Annotated in this window: 18 protein-coding genes; 10 read left to right on the top strand and 8 right to left on the bottom strand. The window is 62.6% G+C overall.

What is annotated here, in order from left to right; all coding sequences use genetic code 11:
- The first annotated feature begins 35 nt into the window (after nt 1-35).
- Nucleotides 36-209: a DUF3303 family protein gene (locus X773_RS78150; protein WP_245274738.1), complete on the top strand. Its 174-nt coding sequence runs from the start codon at nt 36-38 to the stop codon at nt 207-209.
- Between the two features lie 129 nt (nt 210-338).
- Here X773_RS78150 and X773_RS59060 read toward each other — a convergent pair whose 3' ends face one another.
- From X773_RS59060 to X773_RS59050, 3 genes are all read right to left on the bottom strand, one after another.
- A complete protein-coding gene (locus X773_RS59060; protein WP_023677754.1) occupies nt 339-2477 on the bottom strand; it encodes an EAL domain-containing protein in 2139 nt (712 codons plus the stop codon).
- Nucleotides 2478-2541: 64 nt separating this feature from the next.
- Entirely contained in the window at nt 2542-3174 is a 633-nt protein-coding gene (locus X773_RS59055) for an HD family hydrolase (protein WP_023677753.1), read from the bottom strand.
- Nucleotides 3174-4034 carry a folate-binding protein YgfZ gene (locus tag X773_RS59050; protein ID WP_023677752.1) on the bottom strand — a complete coding sequence of 287 codons (861 nt, stop codon included), beginning with the start codon at nt 4032-4034 and terminating at the stop codon, nt 3174-3176. The genes X773_RS59055 and X773_RS59050 overlap by 1 nt, the downstream gene beginning before the upstream one ends.
- An 83-nt stretch (nt 4035-4117) precedes the next feature.
- Between X773_RS59050 and X773_RS59045 the strand changes: the two genes are divergently transcribed.
- Nucleotides 4118-5449 (top strand): dihydroorotase, encoded by a 1332-nt coding sequence (locus X773_RS59045; RefSeq protein WP_023677751.1) that lies wholly within the window; start codon nt 4118-4120, stop codon nt 5447-5449.
- Between the two features lie 34 nt (nt 5450-5483).
- On the opposite strand, the gene X773_RS59040 is transcribed toward X773_RS59045, so the two are convergent.
- From X773_RS59040 to X773_RS59025, 4 genes are all read right to left on the bottom strand, one after another.
- On the bottom strand, nt 5484-6287 hold the full coding sequence (locus X773_RS59040; protein ID WP_023677750.1) for a hypothetical protein: 804 nt from the start codon (nt 6285-6287) through the stop codon (nt 5484-5486).
- 82 nt (nt 6288-6369) lie between these two features.
- Nucleotides 6370-6627, bottom strand: a complete 258-nt coding sequence (locus tag X773_RS59035; protein WP_023677749.1) for a hypothetical protein — start codon at nt 6625-6627, stop codon at nt 6370-6372.
- 374 nt (nt 6628-7001) lie between these two features.
- The gene (locus X773_RS59030; RefSeq protein ID WP_023677748.1) at nt 7002-7379 is read right to left on the bottom strand and encodes a TIGR02301 family protein; all 378 of its coding nucleotides are present in this window, start codon (nt 7377-7379) and stop codon (nt 7002-7004) included.
- A gap of 48 nt (nt 7380-7427) precedes the next feature.
- Nucleotides 7428-7853, bottom strand: coding sequence for an NUDIX hydrolase (locus tag X773_RS59025; RefSeq protein ID WP_023677747.1), 426 nt, complete (start codon nt 7851-7853; stop codon nt 7428-7430).
- A 123-nt stretch (nt 7854-7976) separates the two neighbouring features.
- On the opposite strand from X773_RS59025, the gene X773_RS59020 reads away from it, so the two are divergent.
- Nucleotides 7977-8738 (top strand): SOS response-associated peptidase, encoded by a 762-nt coding sequence (locus tag X773_RS59020; protein ID WP_023677746.1) that lies wholly within the window; start codon nt 7977-7979, stop codon nt 8736-8738.
- Between the two features lie 56 nt (nt 8739-8794).
- Here the strand turns inward: X773_RS59020 and X773_RS74630 are convergent, their stop codons facing one another.
- Nucleotides 8795-8944 carry a hypothetical protein gene (locus X773_RS74630; RefSeq protein WP_023677745.1) on the bottom strand — a complete coding sequence of 50 codons (150 nt, stop codon included), beginning with the start codon at nt 8942-8944 and terminating at the stop codon, nt 8795-8797.
- Between the two features lie 414 nt (nt 8945-9358).
- On the opposite strand from X773_RS74630, the gene cysS reads away from it, so the two are divergent.
- From cysS to rarD, 7 genes are all read left to right on the top strand, one after another.
- On the top strand, nt 9359-10828 hold the full coding sequence (cysS, locus tag X773_RS59015) for a cysteine--tRNA ligase (protein WP_023677744.1): 1470 nt from the start codon (nt 9359-9361) through the stop codon (nt 10826-10828).
- Nucleotides 10825-11211 carry a VOC family protein gene (locus X773_RS59010; RefSeq protein WP_023677743.1) on the top strand — a complete coding sequence of 129 codons (387 nt, stop codon included), beginning with the start codon at nt 10825-10827 and terminating at the stop codon, nt 11209-11211. Before cysS ends, X773_RS59010 begins: the two co-directional genes overlap by 4 nt.
- Nucleotides 11212-11217: 6 nt before the next feature.
- Nucleotides 11218-11709 carry a GFA family protein gene (locus tag X773_RS59005; RefSeq protein ID WP_023677742.1) on the top strand — a complete coding sequence of 164 codons (492 nt, stop codon included), beginning with the start codon at nt 11218-11220 and terminating at the stop codon, nt 11707-11709.
- Nucleotides 11706-12182 (top strand): GFA family protein, encoded by a 477-nt coding sequence (locus tag X773_RS59000; protein ID WP_023677741.1) that lies wholly within the window; start codon nt 11706-11708, stop codon nt 12180-12182. The genes X773_RS59005 and X773_RS59000 overlap by 4 nt, the downstream gene beginning before the upstream one ends.
- Nucleotides 12179-13135, top strand: a complete 957-nt coding sequence (pip, locus tag X773_RS58995; protein WP_023677740.1) for a prolyl aminopeptidase — start codon at nt 12179-12181, stop codon at nt 13133-13135. Before X773_RS59000 ends, pip begins: the two co-directional genes overlap by 4 nt.
- Nucleotides 13132-14754, top strand: a complete 1623-nt coding sequence (gene cimA, locus X773_RS58990) for a citramalate synthase (RefSeq protein WP_198023571.1) — start codon at nt 13132-13134, stop codon at nt 14752-14754. Before pip ends, cimA begins: the two co-directional genes overlap by 4 nt.
- Nucleotides 14755-14837: 83 nt before the next feature.
- Nucleotides 14838-15770 (top strand): EamA family transporter RarD, encoded by a 933-nt coding sequence (rarD, locus tag X773_RS58985; RefSeq protein WP_023677738.1) that lies wholly within the window; start codon nt 14838-14840, stop codon nt 15768-15770.
- Nucleotides 15771-15821: the final 51 nt, after the last annotated feature.

Here is a 15821-nt window from a genome sequence, read left to right as displayed (position 1 = left end):
GCGACCAGGGCCGCCTGAAGCCGGACGCGCTTCTCGTGCACCACAGCTGGATCGCAGCGGATATGAGCCGCTGCTTCCTGCTGGTGGAGGCCGATGACGTCACGCTCCTGCAGCGGTGGGTCATCGAATGGGCGGATCTGGTCGAATTCGAGATTGTTCCCGTGGCGACGAACAAGGATATGGTGGAGGCATTGAGCGGACATCTCTGACCCGTTGGGAACCTCCTGGTTCGCCACACCTGAATGCCGCCTTCTCCTATCAAGGAATTAACACGCGGATCGAGCGTCATCTCAAGGAGATCTAAGGCGGTTGCCCGCGCTTCCGCGAGACTGTCGCACTTAGCCGGACTGCCGGATCGTCGCGCTCGACTTCAGCAGCCGATTAATGTCCGACGCCTTTGACGGCACCCCGATCAAATAGCCCTGGGCCTCGACACAACCCTCCTTTTGCAGGAATTCAAGCTGCGCTTCGGTCTCGACACCTTCGGCGGTGACGGTGATGCCCAGCTGTGCGCCAAGCCCGATGATGGTGCGCACGATCGCCGCGGTATCGCGACTGTCGATGTCACGGGTGAAAGAGCGATCGATCTTGATCTTGTCGACGGGAAAGCGCCTGAGGTAGCCCAGCGACGAATAGCCGGTGCCGAAATCGTCCAGCGCGATGCGGACGCCCAGATCGCGTAGCTGCCTGAGTGTCTTGAGCACCAGATCGCTCTCGTCCATCAGCACGGTTTCGGTGATTTCCAGTTCAAGCCGGTTGGCCGGCACGCCCGAGAACGCCAGTGCCGAGATAACGCTGCGGGCAAAGGTACCGCTTTTGATCTGCACAGCGGAGACATTGACTGCGATCCGCCAAGCCGCCCAGCCTGCCGCGGTCGTGCAGGCTTTTCGCAGCGCCCATTCTCCAAGCGGCACGATCAGCCCGGTCTCCTCGGCGGCCGGAATGAAGTCGTCCGGCCGTACCAGGCCGCGCACCGGCGAACGCCAGCGCATCAAGGCTTCGGCACCGACGATTTCGCCGGAGGCGATGTTCATGATCGGCTGGAAATCCAGCTCGAATTCCCGGCGCGACAGCGCTGCCCTGAGATCGATTTCGAGCGCCCGGCGTGCCCGCACCATCGCGTCCATGGCTGGTTCGAAGAAGCGGTACAGGTTGCGCCCTTCGCTCTTTGCCCGATAGAGCGCCATATCGGCATTTTTCAGCAAAGTGTCGGCGTCCTTGCCGTCATTCGGAAACAGCGCGATGCCGAGACTGATGCCGACACGCATGTCGTGTCTTTTGTCGCGAAACGGCTTTCCGATGATCTCGACGATGCGTTTGGCCAGCTTTTCCGCGTCGCCCGGGCTTTTGAGATTGAACTGGATGATGACGAATTCGTCGCCGCCGAAGCGGGAGACAACGTCCGTTTCATTGCGCAGGCACCGTTGCAGCCGTTCGGCCACGCATTTCAGCAGCCAGTCGCCGGAAGGATGGCCCCAAGTGTCGTTGACCGCCTTGAAGTGATCGAGGTCGAGCGAGAATATCGCCAGCGATCCGTCTCTCGTCTCACTCAGGGCTTGGTCGAGCCGTTCGCGAAGCATCGAGCGATTGGGCAGGTTCGTCAGTGTGTCGTGGTGCGCAAGATGGGTCATGCGCTCTTCCACACGCCTGCGCTCGGTGACGTCGTCGAACGTCGCGACCCAGCCGCCGCCGCTCATCGGCCGGCGCGCAACCAGCAGCGTCCTGCCGTCAGCGAGATGGCGATGCGTTACGTGTGTTTTCCCCGCCCGCAGGCAGGCTTCGATTTGCGAGATTTCGCTGTCGGGGTCGAGCTTTGTATAAATGCCCAGTTCCAGCAGCCGCTTGAACGCATCATGGTGACTCATGCCAAGCGGGAAGTCGGCCGGCCTGACATGATAAAGTTCCAGGAAACGTTCGTTGCGGACGATCAGCTTGCCATCCGCATCGTACATCAAAAGGCCTTGCGACATGTTGGCAAGTGCCGCGTCGAAACGGCGGTGCTGCTCCTTCAACTCCTGCTCGGCGCGCCGTTGCTCGGTGATGTCCTCGTAGATCGATACCCAACCGCCTGACGCCAGCGGCCGGTGCGAAATGTTGACGATACGCCCGTCTGCAAGCGTTTCCTCATAGGTGGAAGGTTTTGCCTGGTCGATATAGGGCTTGCGGATGGCATAGAGTTGCTCAGCGCTTTGCGAGGCGATGCCGATATCCACGCTGTGCTGGAGGATGTCGAAAAACCGGATGCCGGGCCGCACCACTTCGGCGTCGAGGCGAAAGATGCTGATGTAGTTCCTGTTGCAGATGATCATCCGTTCATCGGCATCGAACATGCACAGGCCATGCGACATGTTCTCGACCGCTGCCGAAAAACGCTCGTTCTGTTCGCGCAGCTCGTCTTCAATAGGTTGCGGCTGACCAACGCCTTTGGCCCTCCGTCGGCGGACGGACGAACCAGCCTTGATACCGGCAACGGGCATGAGGCAAGCCTATGGACCATGGTTAACCATGGCACTGTTGTCCCTGCCGGTTAATTTACCGTTTTCAGCCGGCTGGAACGGCAGTCTGGCGTCGAGACTTTTCGATCGCCGCAAAGCGTTTGAGAAAGGCATTCTGCGCCCAAGTCACCGAGCGCGGCGTGACGTCGAAGCGCTCGGCATTGAAGCCGCGCGGCCTGCCGAAGAACTCCGTCGCCTCTGCCGTCGAAAAACCCGCAAGCAGCGTTGCTTCGAAATAAGCGGCGATCTGATCCGCTCGCTTGATCTCCTTGCGCAGTCCCGCGTCGAGTTCGGCCGGCAGTGAAAAGCGCAGATGGATGGCGCGCTGCAGCCTGATCTCGCAATCCCTGTAGCTGCCGCCCATCACGGATTTGAACGGCGAGATCATGTCGCCGATGACATATTCCGGCGCGTCGTGCAGCAGCGCCGCCAACCGCGCGTCGGCGTCGGCATCCGGCATCAGCTCGCCGACAAGCGTTTCGACCAGCAGCGAATGCTGGGCGACCGAAAAGGCGTGATCGCCTCTGGTCTGGCCGTTCCAGCGTGCGACGCGGGCAAGGCCATGGGCAATATCGGAGATCTCGATGTCGAGCGGCGAGGGATCGAGCAGATCGAGCCGTCGGCCGGACAGCATGCGCTGCCAGGCGCGCGGCGGCGCCCCGGCGCGATCTGCAGCCATCAGGCGTCCTCCGCGCCGATGGCTTCCTGCGGAAAGCTGAATTTCGCCCAGGACGGGATAGCGAGCGACACGGCGACATCCTCCGCCAGGACCGGCAGGCCGGCGTCGAGCGCTGCCTTGACCCGGTCGATGCGGGCAATGGCAAGGCCTGTCCTGGCCGCGGTCGAGCCAAGCGTGCCGACCGGTCGCCCCTCCACGGTCAACTCTGCGCGCGAAGTGGGCAGGGTGCGTTCGGCCGAGACAATCAACACCCGACGCCTGGCAGTGCCGCGATGCTGCATGCGCGAGACGACCTCCTGGCCGACGTAGCAGCCTTTCTTGAAGCCGACACCGCCGATCTCGTCGAGCAGCACGTCATGCGGAAAAGCGTCGCCGAGTTGGTAGTCCGCACCGCTTTCGGCAATGCCATGGGCGATGCGAAAGGCTTGCCATGCGGCAAGGTCGCCGCCATCTGCGGTGTCATCATAGAAGCGCTTGACGGCAGTATCGACAAACCGCGCATCAGCAAACGGTGCTGATTCAAATTGCGAAATGGTTGAATCGCTTCCCCATGCGACGGCCACAACCGGCTGATCCAGCTTGGCAATTTCGACTTTGGCGCGCAATTTGTAGAGCGTCAGCCGTCGCATGAAATCATCGGCGGTCTCGGTACGGCATTCAAGTCGGAAAGCATTTTCGCCGGCGCGCGAGATCAGGAAGTCGAAAAGGATCTTGCCTTGCGGCGTTAGCAGCGCACCGGGCTTTGCTTCGCTGCTGCCGAGCACGTCGAGGTCGGTGGTCAGGATGTTCTGTAAAAAGTGCTCGGCATCCGGCCCGGACACGGAAACGAGTGCGCGATCTCTGAGCGAGGCAAAGGGCATGGTGGGAAAACGAGCCTGATCTTGCAAAACTATTGGTCATTACGTAAGCCGCTGGCACTTCCCCCGCAAGAGACCGGATCCGTATGGCCCCCATCTACGATCTCATCCTGACAGGCGGCACCGTGGTCAATCACGACGGCCAGGGTTTTCGCGACGTCGGCATCAATGGTGGGCGCATCGCTGCCATCAGCGACCTCCGCGAGGCGTCGGCCGGTGAGACGATCGACTGCCGTGGGCTGCACATCCTGCCGGGCGTCGTCGACAGCCAGGTGCATTTCCGCGAGCCGGGCCTGGAGCACAAGGAAGATCTGGAGACGGGCTCGCGGGCAGCGGTGCTCGGCGGCGTCACCGCCGTCTTCGAGATGCCGAACACCAATCCGCTGACCACCAGTGAGGCAACCCTTGCCGACAAGGTGCGGCGTGCCACCGGCCGCATGCATTGCGACTTTGCCTTCTGGGTCGGCGGGACCCGCGACAATGCAAAAGACGCTGGCGATCTCGAGCGGCTGCCAGGTGCGGCCGGCATAAAAGTTTTCATGGGCTCGTCCACCGGCGACCTGCTGGTCGAGGACGACGAAGGCGTTGCCTCGATCCTGAGGAACACACGCCGCCGCGCCGCCTTTCACTCCGAGGACGAGTTCCGGCTGCGCGAGCGGCTTGGCGAGCGCATCGCGGGCGATCCGTCCTCACATCCGGTGTGGCGCGACGAGATCGCTGCGTTGCGCTGCACCGAGCGCCTTGTGCGAATCGCGCGCCAGGTCCGCGCCCGGATCCATGTGCTGCACATCTCGACCGCCGAGGAGATAGGCTTCCTCGAACAGCACAAGGATGTCGCGACCTGCGAGGCGACGCCGCATCATCTGACGCTGAGCGCCGATGATTATGCGCAGTTGGGCACCCTGATCCAGATGAACCCGCCGGTGCGCGCCACGCGCCATCGCGACGGGGTCTGGTACGGCGTTGCGCAAGGCATCGTTGATGTGCTCGGCTCCGACCATGCGCCGCACACGCTGGCCGAGAAGGCAAAGCCTTATCCGGCGTCGCCGTCCGGCATGACCGGGGTGCAGACTTTGGTGCCGATCATGTTGGATCATGTCAACGCCGGCCGGCTGACGTTGCAGCGCTTTGTCGACCTGACCAGCCACGGCCCGCAGCGTATTTTCGGCATCGCCAGGAAAGGCCGTATTGCCGCCGGCTACGATGCCGATCTGACCATCGTCGATCTGAAGCGCCGCGAGACCATCGCCAACGCCCAGCAAGGCTCCAAGGTCGGCTGGACGCCTTATGACGGCAGGCAGGTGACCGGCTGGCCGGTCGGCACCATCGTTCGCGGCCGGCGCGTGATGTGGGAAGGCGAGATCGTCGCGCCGGGCCAGGGTAGGGCGGTGGAGTTTTCCGAGGCGTTGGCGGGCTAAGCTCCCTGCCTCCATAGGGGCCAGGCTAAATCACTCAATCCCCAGCGACGAAGAACGTCCATTGTCCGGTCGGCGTGATGCCGACTCGGTAGAAGATGTACGCACCGAACTGCTTCATATCGTCATAGTCGCTGGCGGTGACGATCTTGAACAGCTCGACCCGCTGCCTGGCATCGAGCTTGTCCAGCGGCAGGGCGAAGAAATAGGGCCAGACATAGAGATCCTGCGGCGTGCCGGCATCGACATGGACAAAACCGGCATTGAGCACCTCTTCCAGGATGGCGAGGATCTCCTGGCCTTCCGTGTCGCCGGAAAGGCCTTTCAGGAAGGCGATCGGGTCGCCCTCCATGTCGCCCAGCGACAATTGGGTCATCATGTCTCCCGTGCCGATCAGCGGCCGAAGCTTTTCGATGTCGCCGCTTTTGCACGCCTCGACGATCAGATCGTGCATGCGCCTGACCGGTTCCGGCAACTTGGCGAGGTCGTAGACGACTTCGGGCACAGGCGCGTCGGGATCGACATGCGGATTGGCCACGCCGCCATCATTGGCCGGCCCTATCGGTTCGGTTTGTTCCGGCTCGTCGGACGGAGTCGGCTGGCTGGCTGCAGGTGGCGTCGTGCCGAGCGGGCCGGGCATCGGCACGGTACTTCCACGCGGCGACACGTCGCCGTCGGGCGGCGGCGTGACCGGCGAGGGCAGGTCTTCGCGCTTGATCTCGCTGAGGGCGTGAGCGGGACTGCTCGCAAGAAACAGTGCAGAAGGAATCATGGCGCAGGAAGCGGTGAGCCAAATGCTGAGGACCAGGCCGTGCGGCTTGCCTGATATCGAAAAATTCACCGCCTGCTACTCCCTGGTTCCAGGCCCGTCCATGTGCCCGGATATGATGTCCGGGCGGCGCGCCGTCGTCAAAGAACCGGGGTCAGTGCCGCAGTCTTTCGGGCTCGAAGGCCCCGGCAATCACCTTTTCACGCATGCGATCGAGCAGGGCAAGCGCCGAGGTCTCGCCATTGGTGCGCAGCATTTCGCCGAATGCCGTTTCGAGGGCTGCCTCGGCGATGATTTCCGGCTCGATCCCGGCCGACAATCCTTCTGCCCAGGCTTCGCTGTGGCTTTCCACGGCGGTCAGGCGCTTTTCTTCCCTGACCAGCGCGTCGATGTCGTTGACGCCATGTTCCATTGCGATTTCCACCCTTTCAAGCGGTGATCCGTTGGACAGGGATCAAGCTTGAGTTGTCCCTTTTACACGCAGGCGCAGTAAGTATTTGTAAATACGACATTTTTTTGGTCGTCTTCTACAAATTCCGTCGCGTCCAGCAAACCTGCGTCCGATCCGATTCAAACTTAGCCGATTAGGCCGGCCAAGGGGACGGAAACCTTCAGTTTGAGTTAATTTCACATTCGCGCGCTAACGTTTCGTTAACATAGTTGCAAAAGTGCAACATCAGGTTTGCACCAAGACCTCACCCGAGGCAAGCGGAGAAGTGTCGAACGCGTCCGCCGCCCACAGCGCCGGCGGTTGATGCCGGTTTGCCGGAACGGCAGCTGCCGTCGTCAGTTTCCGTAGCGCGAAGCGATGTCGCGAGACAGCGTCTCGCCTTCCTTCATGTAGCGGCTGATGGCTTCCGTCGCCGAGGCGGTGCATTGCGTATAAGTACCGCCGAACGACCGGTAGCCGCGGTTGAAGCTGGCGATGAAGCGGGCGCGCCGCTCCGGGTTCGGATTTTCCGATGCGATCAGTTTTTCCATCTCGGCTCGCCACCGATCGCCCTTCTCGCCACACAGATTACGCAGGAAATGCAGCGAGCCGAGCACTTCCGCCAGCCGCATCAGCCCGGGCTCGAACGGTGCTTCGGCGGCAATCGCCGGGCGCGCACCGACAACCACACTGACGGCGAGGCATGCGGCGAGAAACGAAGACGTGCGGCTCATGAGTCCTTGTGCTGAAACAATTTGTCGCCTGCAAGGCGATTCTCTGGCTCAGGTCCCGCCGTCTTTGTTGGGACCGAGTAGATCGTCCGCAATTTCAAACACCGCATCGGCGAGCGGCATCGCTGTCATTTCGGCCAGCGTATAGAAAGCCGCGGTCTCGGCGTCGTCGCTGGCCACCGCCTCGCCGCCAGCATAATCGGCCCCAAACACCGTCAGCCAGTAGTCGACCGGATGCCCGTCGCCGCTGCCGTCGATGTGGATTTCCCGCAGCGGCCGATAGCTGCGCGCCTGCAATCCGGTCTCTTCCAGCAATTCGCGCCGTGCTGCCTGTTCCAGCGTCTCGCCGGCTTCGACCTTGCCGCCGGGAAAGGCATGGAGGCCTTGCGAGGGCGGCCTGGCCCGCTTGACCAGCAGCACCGTGTTCTCGCGCACGACGCAGACCGAGACTGCCGGAATGATCTTGCGTGCTTCCATGGGCTTCGGATCGCTCGATTGGCATAGCCCGTTGTGGACCGGCCGTCGGCGAACAGCTTTAGCGGTTGCGAAAGGCGGGTTCCATGGCCACTTTCACATGCCACCAATTCGAGAGCTGAATTCATGTGCGGACGCTTTGCCTTGACCGCCACTCCGGACCAGACCGCCGCCTTTCTCAGCCTGGCGGAACTTGAGGAGTTTCCGGCCCGCTACAACATCGCGCCGACGCAGCCGGTGCTGATGGCGCTCGCCGGATTGCCGCAGGCGCCGGGCTCGAACCTGCCCGACCGCCGCTCGATGCTGGTGCGCTGGGGCCTGATCCCGGCCTGGGTCAAGGATACGCGTAACTTCCCGCTGCTGTTCAACGCGCGTTCTGAGGGGGCTTCGGAAAAGGCGTCGTTTCGCGCTGCCATGCGCCATCGCCGCGCCCTGGTACCGGCTTCGGGATTCTACGAATGGCACCAAACCGGTGGCAGAAGAGGGCAGCCCTATTGGGTGCGGCCAAGGCGTGGCGGGCTTGTCGCCTTCGCCGGGCTGATTGAGACCTATGCCGAGCCGGGCGGCTCGGAAATGGACACCGGCGCCATTCTGACCGCCCACGCCAATGCCGATACTGCCCATATCCACGACCGCATCCCGGTGGTGATCCATCCCGAAGATTTCGCGCGCTGGCTGGATTGCAGCACGCTCGAGCCGCGCGATGTGGCCCATCTGCTGAGACCCGCCCAGCCCGATTTCTTCGAAGCGATCCCGGTTTCCGACCTCGTCAACAAGGTCGCCAATACCGGGCCGGAGATTCAGGAGAAGGGCGTCGTCGAGCCTGAGCCTAAGAAGGTCAGGCGCCAGAAGTCCGGCGCGAACGACAGTCAGATGAATTTATTTTAGCAAAAGCTACTATTGCTGGGTGCGCCGTGAGCGCCTCAACCTTCCCGACGGCATTCTCAGGCAGCGCGCGGCGAAACGATCTTCTGCGCCGGCTTCTTCTTCTTCGCGGTGTGCAGAAGAGCTGCGACGATTGCTGCCGGGCCGATCGCCCGGTAGTGGCTGGCGAGCGCCGGTTGCTTGGCGCGGTTGGATTCTTGCTTAGGCATTGTTCTCTTCCCTGGTAACGTCTTCGTGTCTGCGTTTGCTGGCCGAATCCGACCAAATCGTGACGCTTGCTGATCTAGCCGGCGAATGTTTCATCACAGTGCCGACCTGTTTAATAAAATGTTTCAGTGGCTCAATTCCTGTGAGCCAACGATATTTTTGGCGAAGGTAGCGACTTGACGGCAACACCGGGCAAGGCGATAAAGCCGGCCATGAAAACGTCTTTCGCCATTTGTGGCATTTGCATTATCGGCTAGCCTCGCGCTGGTCCTGGACGTTTTCGCCTCATCTCCTCCCAGATTGGACAAACGCCCCGGCCAGCAGGCTGGACCCCGATTTGCGCCTCGGCGTAACCGACTCCATCCAGAGCACGATCCCAAAAGATCATGCCAAAGTAACGCACCGGGAACGCACGTATGTCTGACGCATCGAAGAGCCTGCGCCTCTACAATACGCTAACGCGGAGCAAGGACGATTTCTTCCCGATCGATCCGCGCAACGTGCGCATGTATGTCTGCGGCCCGACGGTCTACGACTTCGCCCATATCGGCAATGCGCGGCCGGTGATCGTCTTCGACGTGCTGTTCCGTTTGCTGCGCCATCTCTACGGGCAAGCGCACGTCACTTACGTGCGCAACATTACGGACGTCGACGACAAGATCAACGCCCGCGCACTGCGCGATTTCGGCGGCGAGATTGCCTCTGGCAAGCTGTCGCTGAACGAAGCGATCAGGCGGGTCACCGAAAAGACCGCCGGTCAGTTCCACAAGGACGTTGCGGCGCTCGGTTGCCTGGAACCGACGGTCGAGCCGCGCGCCACCGAGTTCGTCGAGCCCAGGCCCGACGGCAAGGTCGACATGATCTTCTTGATTCAACGCTTGATCGAACGCGGCCATGCCTATGTCGCGGCTGGAGAAGTCCTGTTCGACACCGCTTCCATGCCGGACTACGGGCAGTTGTCGAAGCGCAATCTCGACGAGCAGCAGGCCGGCGCCCGCGTCGCCGTTGATTCGCACAAGAAGAACCCGCAGGATTTCGTACTGTGGAAATTGTCTTCGCCCGAGGAACCGGGCTGGGACAGCCCGTGGGGCAGGGGTCGGCCCGGCTGGCACATCGAGTGCTCGGCGATGTCGGCCGCCTATCTCGGCGAGGTGTTCGACATCCATGGCGGTGGTATCGACCTGATCTTTCCGCACCACGAGAACGAGATCGCGCAATCGCGTTGCGCCCACGGCACCGAAACGATGGCCAAGATTTGGATGCACAACGGTTTCCTGCAGGTCGAGGGCCAGAAGATGTCCAAGAGCCTGGGCAATTTCTATTCGATCACCGAATTGCTGGAAACGGATACCTTTGGCGGCCGCAAATGGCCGGGCGAGGTGCTCAGGCTGGCGATGCTGATGACGCACTATCGCGAGCCGATCGACTTTTCCGTGCGCAAGCTGGAAGAGGCGGAGAATACGCTGCGCAAATGGAAGCGGGCGGCCGATCTGGCGCCGCCGACGGCAAAGCCGGTGCCGGCGGATGTGATCGAAGCGCTGTCGGATGACCTTGCCACCTATGCCGCATTCCAGTTGCTGACGCAGTTGGCTGGTGATGCTGTTGATTTCAACGCAGGTAGCGGCAACGCAGCCGCCGAAGACAACGATGCTGCCGCTTCACTGAAGGCATCGCTTCTGTTCCTCGGCTTCGACATCGCAACAGCCAAGGTGGATGAAGACGCCATTGCCAAGGCGATCGCCAAACGCCTCGCGCTGATCGCCGCCAAGAACTGGGCCGAGGCCGACCGCATCCGCGACGAGTTGCTGACGCAAGGCATCCAGTTGAAGGACGGCAAGGACCCCGTCACCGGCGAACGCATCACCACCTGGGAGGTAAAAAGATGATCGATCATCTCGGCATCACCGTTTCGGATTTCGACGCGTCGAAGGCTTTTTACGACAGGGCGATAGCGCCGCTCGGCGCCTCGCTGCTTTACATGGTGCCGCAGGAATATACCGGCGGCGCCAAGGTCGGCGGCTACGGCCGCGACCGGCCGGTGTTTTGGCTGCATGCCGGCAAGGACAAGCCGAAGGATCATCAGCATGTCGCCTTCACCGCTCGCAGCCGCGCCGAGGTCGATGCCTTTCACGCCGCGGCGATTGCCGCCGGCGGCAAGGACAATGGCGGGCCGGGCCTGCGCCCGCACTACCATCCGAACTATTATGGCGCCTTTGTTTTCGATCCCGACGGCAACAATGTCGAGGCGGTTTGCCATGCCCCGGAGTAGTGCGCGATGAGCCTCGACAACAGACCGGTCTATACAGGCGGCTGCCAGTGCGGCGCGGTGCGCTTCCGCGTCGAAGGAGCTCTCGGTGATGCTTCCGTATGCCATTGCCGCATGTGCCAGAAGGCGAGCGGCAATTTCTACCTGCCGCTGGTCTCGGTGCGCGGCGCAAGGCTGGACTGGACGCGCGGTGAGCCCAAACGCTTCCGCTCGTCCAACGCGGCTTTGCGCGGTTTCTGCGCCGAATGCGGCACGCCGCTGACCTTCGAAGCGCCCGACGGGGTGGCCCTCGCCATCGCCACATTCGACCACCCCGAGGAGATCGCCCCGACCATCCAATGGGGTGTCGAAGCCAAGCTCCCGTACGTGGATCACGTCCACGAATTGCCAGGTGAGGAAACGATGGCCGACGTCTCGTCGGCCTCCTATCTCGCCGATCTCGTCTCCTACCAACATCCCGACCACGACACCGAACAATGGCCGCCGGAGGAAAAATCATGACCGAAACCGTTCGTGCCGGCGGCTGCCAGTGCGGCGCCGTGCGCTTCCGCATCCACGGGGCGCTCGGCCGTCCGTCCATTTGTCATTGCCGCATGTGCCAGAAACAGTTCGGGTCGTTTTTCGGCGCGCTGGTGACAGTGCCGAGCGACGGCGTCGAATGGGTGCGCGAGGAGCCGAGTTACTTTCAGTCGTCGGTCAACATCGATCGCGGCTTCTGCGCCCGCTGCGGCACACCGCTGACCTACCGCCAGCCCGGCGCGCTGGAGATCGCCATCGGCGCCTTCGACGACCGTTCCGATCTGGCGCCGCAGATCCAGGTTAACTACGCCGCCAGGCTGCCTTGGGTCGAGACGATCTTCGACGCGCCGATCCATGACGACCCGGATTTCTACGCGCGACAGGAATCCATCATCTCCTTCCAGCATCCCGATCACGAGACGGCCAACTGGCCGCAGCAGGGCCTGAAATTATGAGCAGCGAATTCCGTACCCTCTATCCCGAGATCGAGGCTTTCGAGTCCGGCATGCTCGACGTTGGCGATGGCCATCAGGTCTATTGGGAGCGCTCCGGCACCAGAGGGGCCAAGCCGGCTGTCTTCCTGCATGGCGGGCCGGGCGGCACCATTTCGCCAAAGCACCGGCGGCTGTTCGATCCGAAGCTGTACGATGTCATCCTGTTCGACCAGCGCGGCTGCGGAAAATCGACGCCCAATGCCTCGCTTGAAGCCAACACCACCTGGCACCTGGTCGCCGACATCGAGCGCCTGCGAAAAATGTGCGGCTTCGACAAATGGCTGGTGTTCGGCGGTTCGTGGGGTTCGACGCTGGCGCTGGCCTATGCCGAGACCCACCCCGAGCGGGTCAGCGAACTGGTCGTGCGCGGCATCTACACGCTGACCCGCGCCGAACTCGAATGGTACTACCAGTTCGGCGTGTCGGAGATGTTCCCCGACAAGTGGGAGCGGTTTCTGGCGCCGATCCCGGAGGCCGAGCGCGGCGACATGATGGCCGCCTACCGCAAACGGCTGGTCGGCAGCGATCCTGTGGCGCAGGTCGAGGCCGCCCGCGCCTGGAGCCTGTGGGAGGGCGAGACGATCACGCTGCTGCCGGAACCGGAAACCAGCGGTCCCTTCGGCCAGGATGATTATGCCCTGGCTTTCGCCCGCATCGAGAACCACTATTTCGTCCATGCCGGCTGGCTGGAAGAGGGACAGCTGCTGCGCGATGCATGGAAGCTTAAGGATATCCCGGGTACCATCGTTCACGGCCGCTACGACATGCCGTGCCCGGCGCGCTACGCCTGGGCGCTGCACAAGGCGTGGCCGCAAGCGGATTTCCATCTGATCGAAGGCGCCGGCCACGCCTATTCGGAGCCGGGCATCCTCGACAGGCTGATCCGCGCAACGGACATGTTTGCCGGGAAATGACCATGGCTCGCGAGCGCCTTTATCTGTTCGACACCACGCTGCGCGATGGTCAGCAGACGCCGGGTGTCGACTTCTCCGTCGAGGACAAGATCGCCATCGCCAAGCTGCTCGACGAGTTCGGCATCGACTACGTCGAGGGCGGCTACCCCGGCGCCAATCCAACCGACACCGCCTTCTTTGCCGAGCGCCGCACGGCCGATGCCAAGTTCGTTGCCTTTGGCATGACCAAACGGGCAGGAGTGTCGATCTCGAACGATCCTGGGCTTGGCGCGCTGGTCCAGTCGAAGTCGGATGCCATCTGCTTCGTCGCCAAGAGTTGGGACTACCATGTCCGCGTCGCGCTCGGCTGCACCAATGAGGAGAACCTCGAGGCGATCAAGGCCTCGGTCGAGGCGGCGCTCACTGCCGGCAAGGAGGCGATGGTCGACTGCGAGCATTTCTTCGACGGCTTCAAGGCCAATCCAGATTATGCGCTGGCCTGCGCCAGGACGGCCTACGATGCCGGCGCGCGCTGGGTGGTGCTGTGCGACACCAATGGCGGCACGCAGCCCTCCGAGGTGCGCGCCATCGTCGAAAAGGTGATCGCCGCCGGCATACCGGGCGATCATCTCGGCATCCACGCCCATGACGACACCGGCCAGGCGGTGGCGAATTCGCTTGCCGCCGTGGAGGCCGGCGTGCGCCAGATCCAGGGCACGCTGAACGGCATCGGCGAGCGCTGCGGCAACGCCAACCTGATCTCGATCGTGCCGACATTGGCGTTGAAGCCGGCCTTTTCGGGCCGCTTTGCTACAGGCATTTCGGCAGAAGCGTTGACCGGTATATCGCGCCTGTCCCGCGCCTTCGACGAGTTGCTGAACCGCGCGCCCGAAGCGCAAGCGCCCTATGTCGGCGCCTCCGCTTTCGCCACCAAGGCCGGCATCCATGCCTCGGCGCTGGCCAAGGAGCCGGCGACCTACGAGCATGTGCCGCCAGAGACTGTCGGCAACCGCCGCCGCGTCATGGTTTCGGACCAAGGTGGCAAGGCCAATTTCCTCGCCGAGCTGAAGCGGCGCGGCATCGACATGCCCCGGGATGACCATCGCCTCGATGCGCTGATCGCTGTAGTCAAGGAACGTGAGGCGGAGGGCTACGCGTACGAAGGCGCCGACGCCAGCTTCGAGCTTCTGGCGCGCAAGATGCTGCATGGCCTGCCGGAATTCTTCCGCGTCACCTCGTTCCGCTGCATGGTCGAGCGCCGCTTCGACGCCAACGGCCAGCTGAAGACGGTCTCGGAGGCGATCGTGAAAGTGCTGGTCGAGGGCGAGGAGAAGATGTCGGTCGCCGAAGGCCATGGCCCGGTCAACGCGCTCGACATTGCGCTGCGCAAGGATCTCGGCAAATTCCAGAGCGAGATCGCCGACCTCGAGCTGGCCGACTTCAAGGTGCGTATCCTCAATGGCGGCACCGAGGCGATCACCCGCGTGCTGATCGAATCGCATGACGGCACCGGTGCGCGCTGGTGGACGGTCGGTGTCTCCGAAAACATCATCGACGCTTCCTTCCAGGCGTTGATGGATTCGATCGTCTACAAGCTGATGAAGAACCGCGACATGGCGGGATTGGCGGCGGCGGAGTAGCGTTGAACCATCAGCAAGACTCCATTGATCCATCAGCAATTTGCGATGGTTTTGGGCAAGCCGCTGGCGCATAGCCTTGGGCCATGACTACCCAAGCACTTCACATCGAGGCCGACACCAAAGCTCGTCGCGGCTTCCTGCTGGCGCTCGGCGCCTACCTGCTTTGGGGGCTGCTGCCCTTCTACATGAAGGCTGTCGCGCATCTGCCGCTGGCCGAAGTCATCGCCCACCGCATCGTCTGGTCGGTGCCGATCGCGGCCGCTGTCCTGGTCTGGGCTGGTCGCACTGCCGATTTCAAAGCGGCAGTTCGTTCGCCGCGCATCATTTCGATGGCGGTGCTGACGGCGGCGCTGATCTCGGTCAACTGGGGCATCTATGTCTGGGCGATCGCGGTCGACCGCACCATCGAGACCGCGCTCGGCTACTACATCAACCCGCTGGTCAGCGTCGTTGTCGGCGCGCTGCTCCTCGGCGAGCGGCTCGACCGCCTGCAGATCGCGGCGGTGGTGCTGGCGGCAATCGCGGTCGCGGTGCTGACCATCGACGCCGGCAAACTGCCCTGGGTGTCGCTGGTGCTAGCCTTTTCCTTTGCCGCCTATGGCTTCTTCCGCAAGACGCTGCCAATCGGCCCGAGCCAGGGCTTCCTGCTTGAAGTGCTGCTGCTGTCGGTGCCGGCACTCGGCTACATCATCTTCCTGATCGCCACAGGACAGGATCATTTCGTCTCCAGCTCGCTGAACGACACCGCCTTGCTGATCGGCTGCGGTCCGGTCACCGCCGTGCCGCTGCTGTTGTTTGCGTTCGGAGCCAGGCTGCTGCGCCTCTCCACCATCGGCATCATGCAATATATCGCGCCGACGATCGTCTTTTTGATCGCGGTGCTGATTTTCGGCGAACCCTTCGGCAGTGTTCAGGCCATAGCCTTCGGGCTGATCTGGGCGGCACTGGCGATGTACTCCTGGTCGATGTTTTCTTCGGCGCGCAAGACCGTTTCCGCATCAGCTCGAGCCGCGTAACGAAGAAAGGCGGCTGGCCGGTCTTAATGCCGGCAGCCGCGTCTTTCACGA

This window comes from Mesorhizobium sp. LSJC280B00 (genome assembly GCF_000502835.1).
Lineage (GTDB): Bacteria > Pseudomonadota > Alphaproteobacteria > Rhizobiales > Rhizobiaceae > Mesorhizobium.
The sequence above is the reverse complement of the archived record's forward strand: the minus strand, read 5'-3'. Positions and strand labels throughout refer to the sequence as shown.

Excerpts from the sequence above, each read along its gene's own strand:
- X773_RS59060 (WP_023677754.1), bottom strand. The coding sequence starts at position 2,477 with ATGCCCGTTGCCGGTATCAAGGCTGGTTCGTCCGTCCGCCGACGGAGG.
- X773_RS59055 (WP_023677753.1), bottom strand. The coding sequence starts at position 3,174 with ATGGCTGCAGATCGCGCCGGGGCGCCGCCGCGCGCCTGGCAGCGCATG.
- X773_RS59050 (WP_023677752.1), bottom strand. The coding sequence starts at position 4,034 with ATGCCCTTTGCCTCGCTCAGAGATCGCGCACTCGTTTCCGTGTCCGGG.
- X773_RS59045 (WP_023677751.1), top strand. The coding sequence starts at position 4,118 with ATGGCCCCCATCTACGATCTCATCCTGACAGGCGGCACCGTGGTCAAT.
- X773_RS59035 (WP_023677749.1), bottom strand. The coding sequence starts at position 6,627 with ATGGAACATGGCGTCAACGACATCGACGCGCTGGTCAGGGAAGAAAAG.
- X773_RS59030 (WP_023677748.1), bottom strand. The coding sequence starts at position 7,379 with ATGAGCCGCACGTCTTCGTTTCTCGCCGCATGCCTCGCCGTCAGTGTG.
- X773_RS59025 (WP_023677747.1), bottom strand. The coding sequence starts at position 7,853 with ATGGAAGCACGCAAGATCATTCCGGCAGTCTCGGTCTGCGTCGTGCGC.
- X773_RS59020 (WP_023677746.1), top strand. The coding sequence starts at position 7,977 with ATGTGCGGACGCTTTGCCTTGACCGCCACTCCGGACCAGACCGCCGCC.
- X773_RS74630 (WP_023677745.1), bottom strand. The coding sequence starts at position 8,944 with ATGCCTAAGCAAGAATCCAACCGCGCCAAGCAACCGGCGCTCGCCAGC.
- cysS (WP_023677744.1), top strand. The coding sequence starts at position 9,359 with ATGTCTGACGCATCGAAGAGCCTGCGCCTCTACAATACGCTAACGCGG.
- X773_RS59010 (WP_023677743.1), top strand. The coding sequence starts at position 10,825 with ATGATCGATCATCTCGGCATCACCGTTTCGGATTTCGACGCGTCGAAG.
- X773_RS59005 (WP_023677742.1), top strand. The coding sequence starts at position 11,218 with ATGAGCCTCGACAACAGACCGGTCTATACAGGCGGCTGCCAGTGCGGC.
- X773_RS59000 (WP_023677741.1), top strand. The coding sequence starts at position 11,706 with ATGACCGAAACCGTTCGTGCCGGCGGCTGCCAGTGCGGCGCCGTGCGC.
- pip (WP_023677740.1), top strand. The coding sequence starts at position 12,179 with ATGAGCAGCGAATTCCGTACCCTCTATCCCGAGATCGAGGCTTTCGAG.
- cimA (WP_198023571.1), top strand. The coding sequence starts at position 13,132 with ATGACCATGGCTCGCGAGCGCCTTTATCTGTTCGACACCACGCTGCGC.
- rarD (WP_023677738.1), top strand. The coding sequence starts at position 14,838 with ATGACTACCCAAGCACTTCACATCGAGGCCGACACCAAAGCTCGTCGC.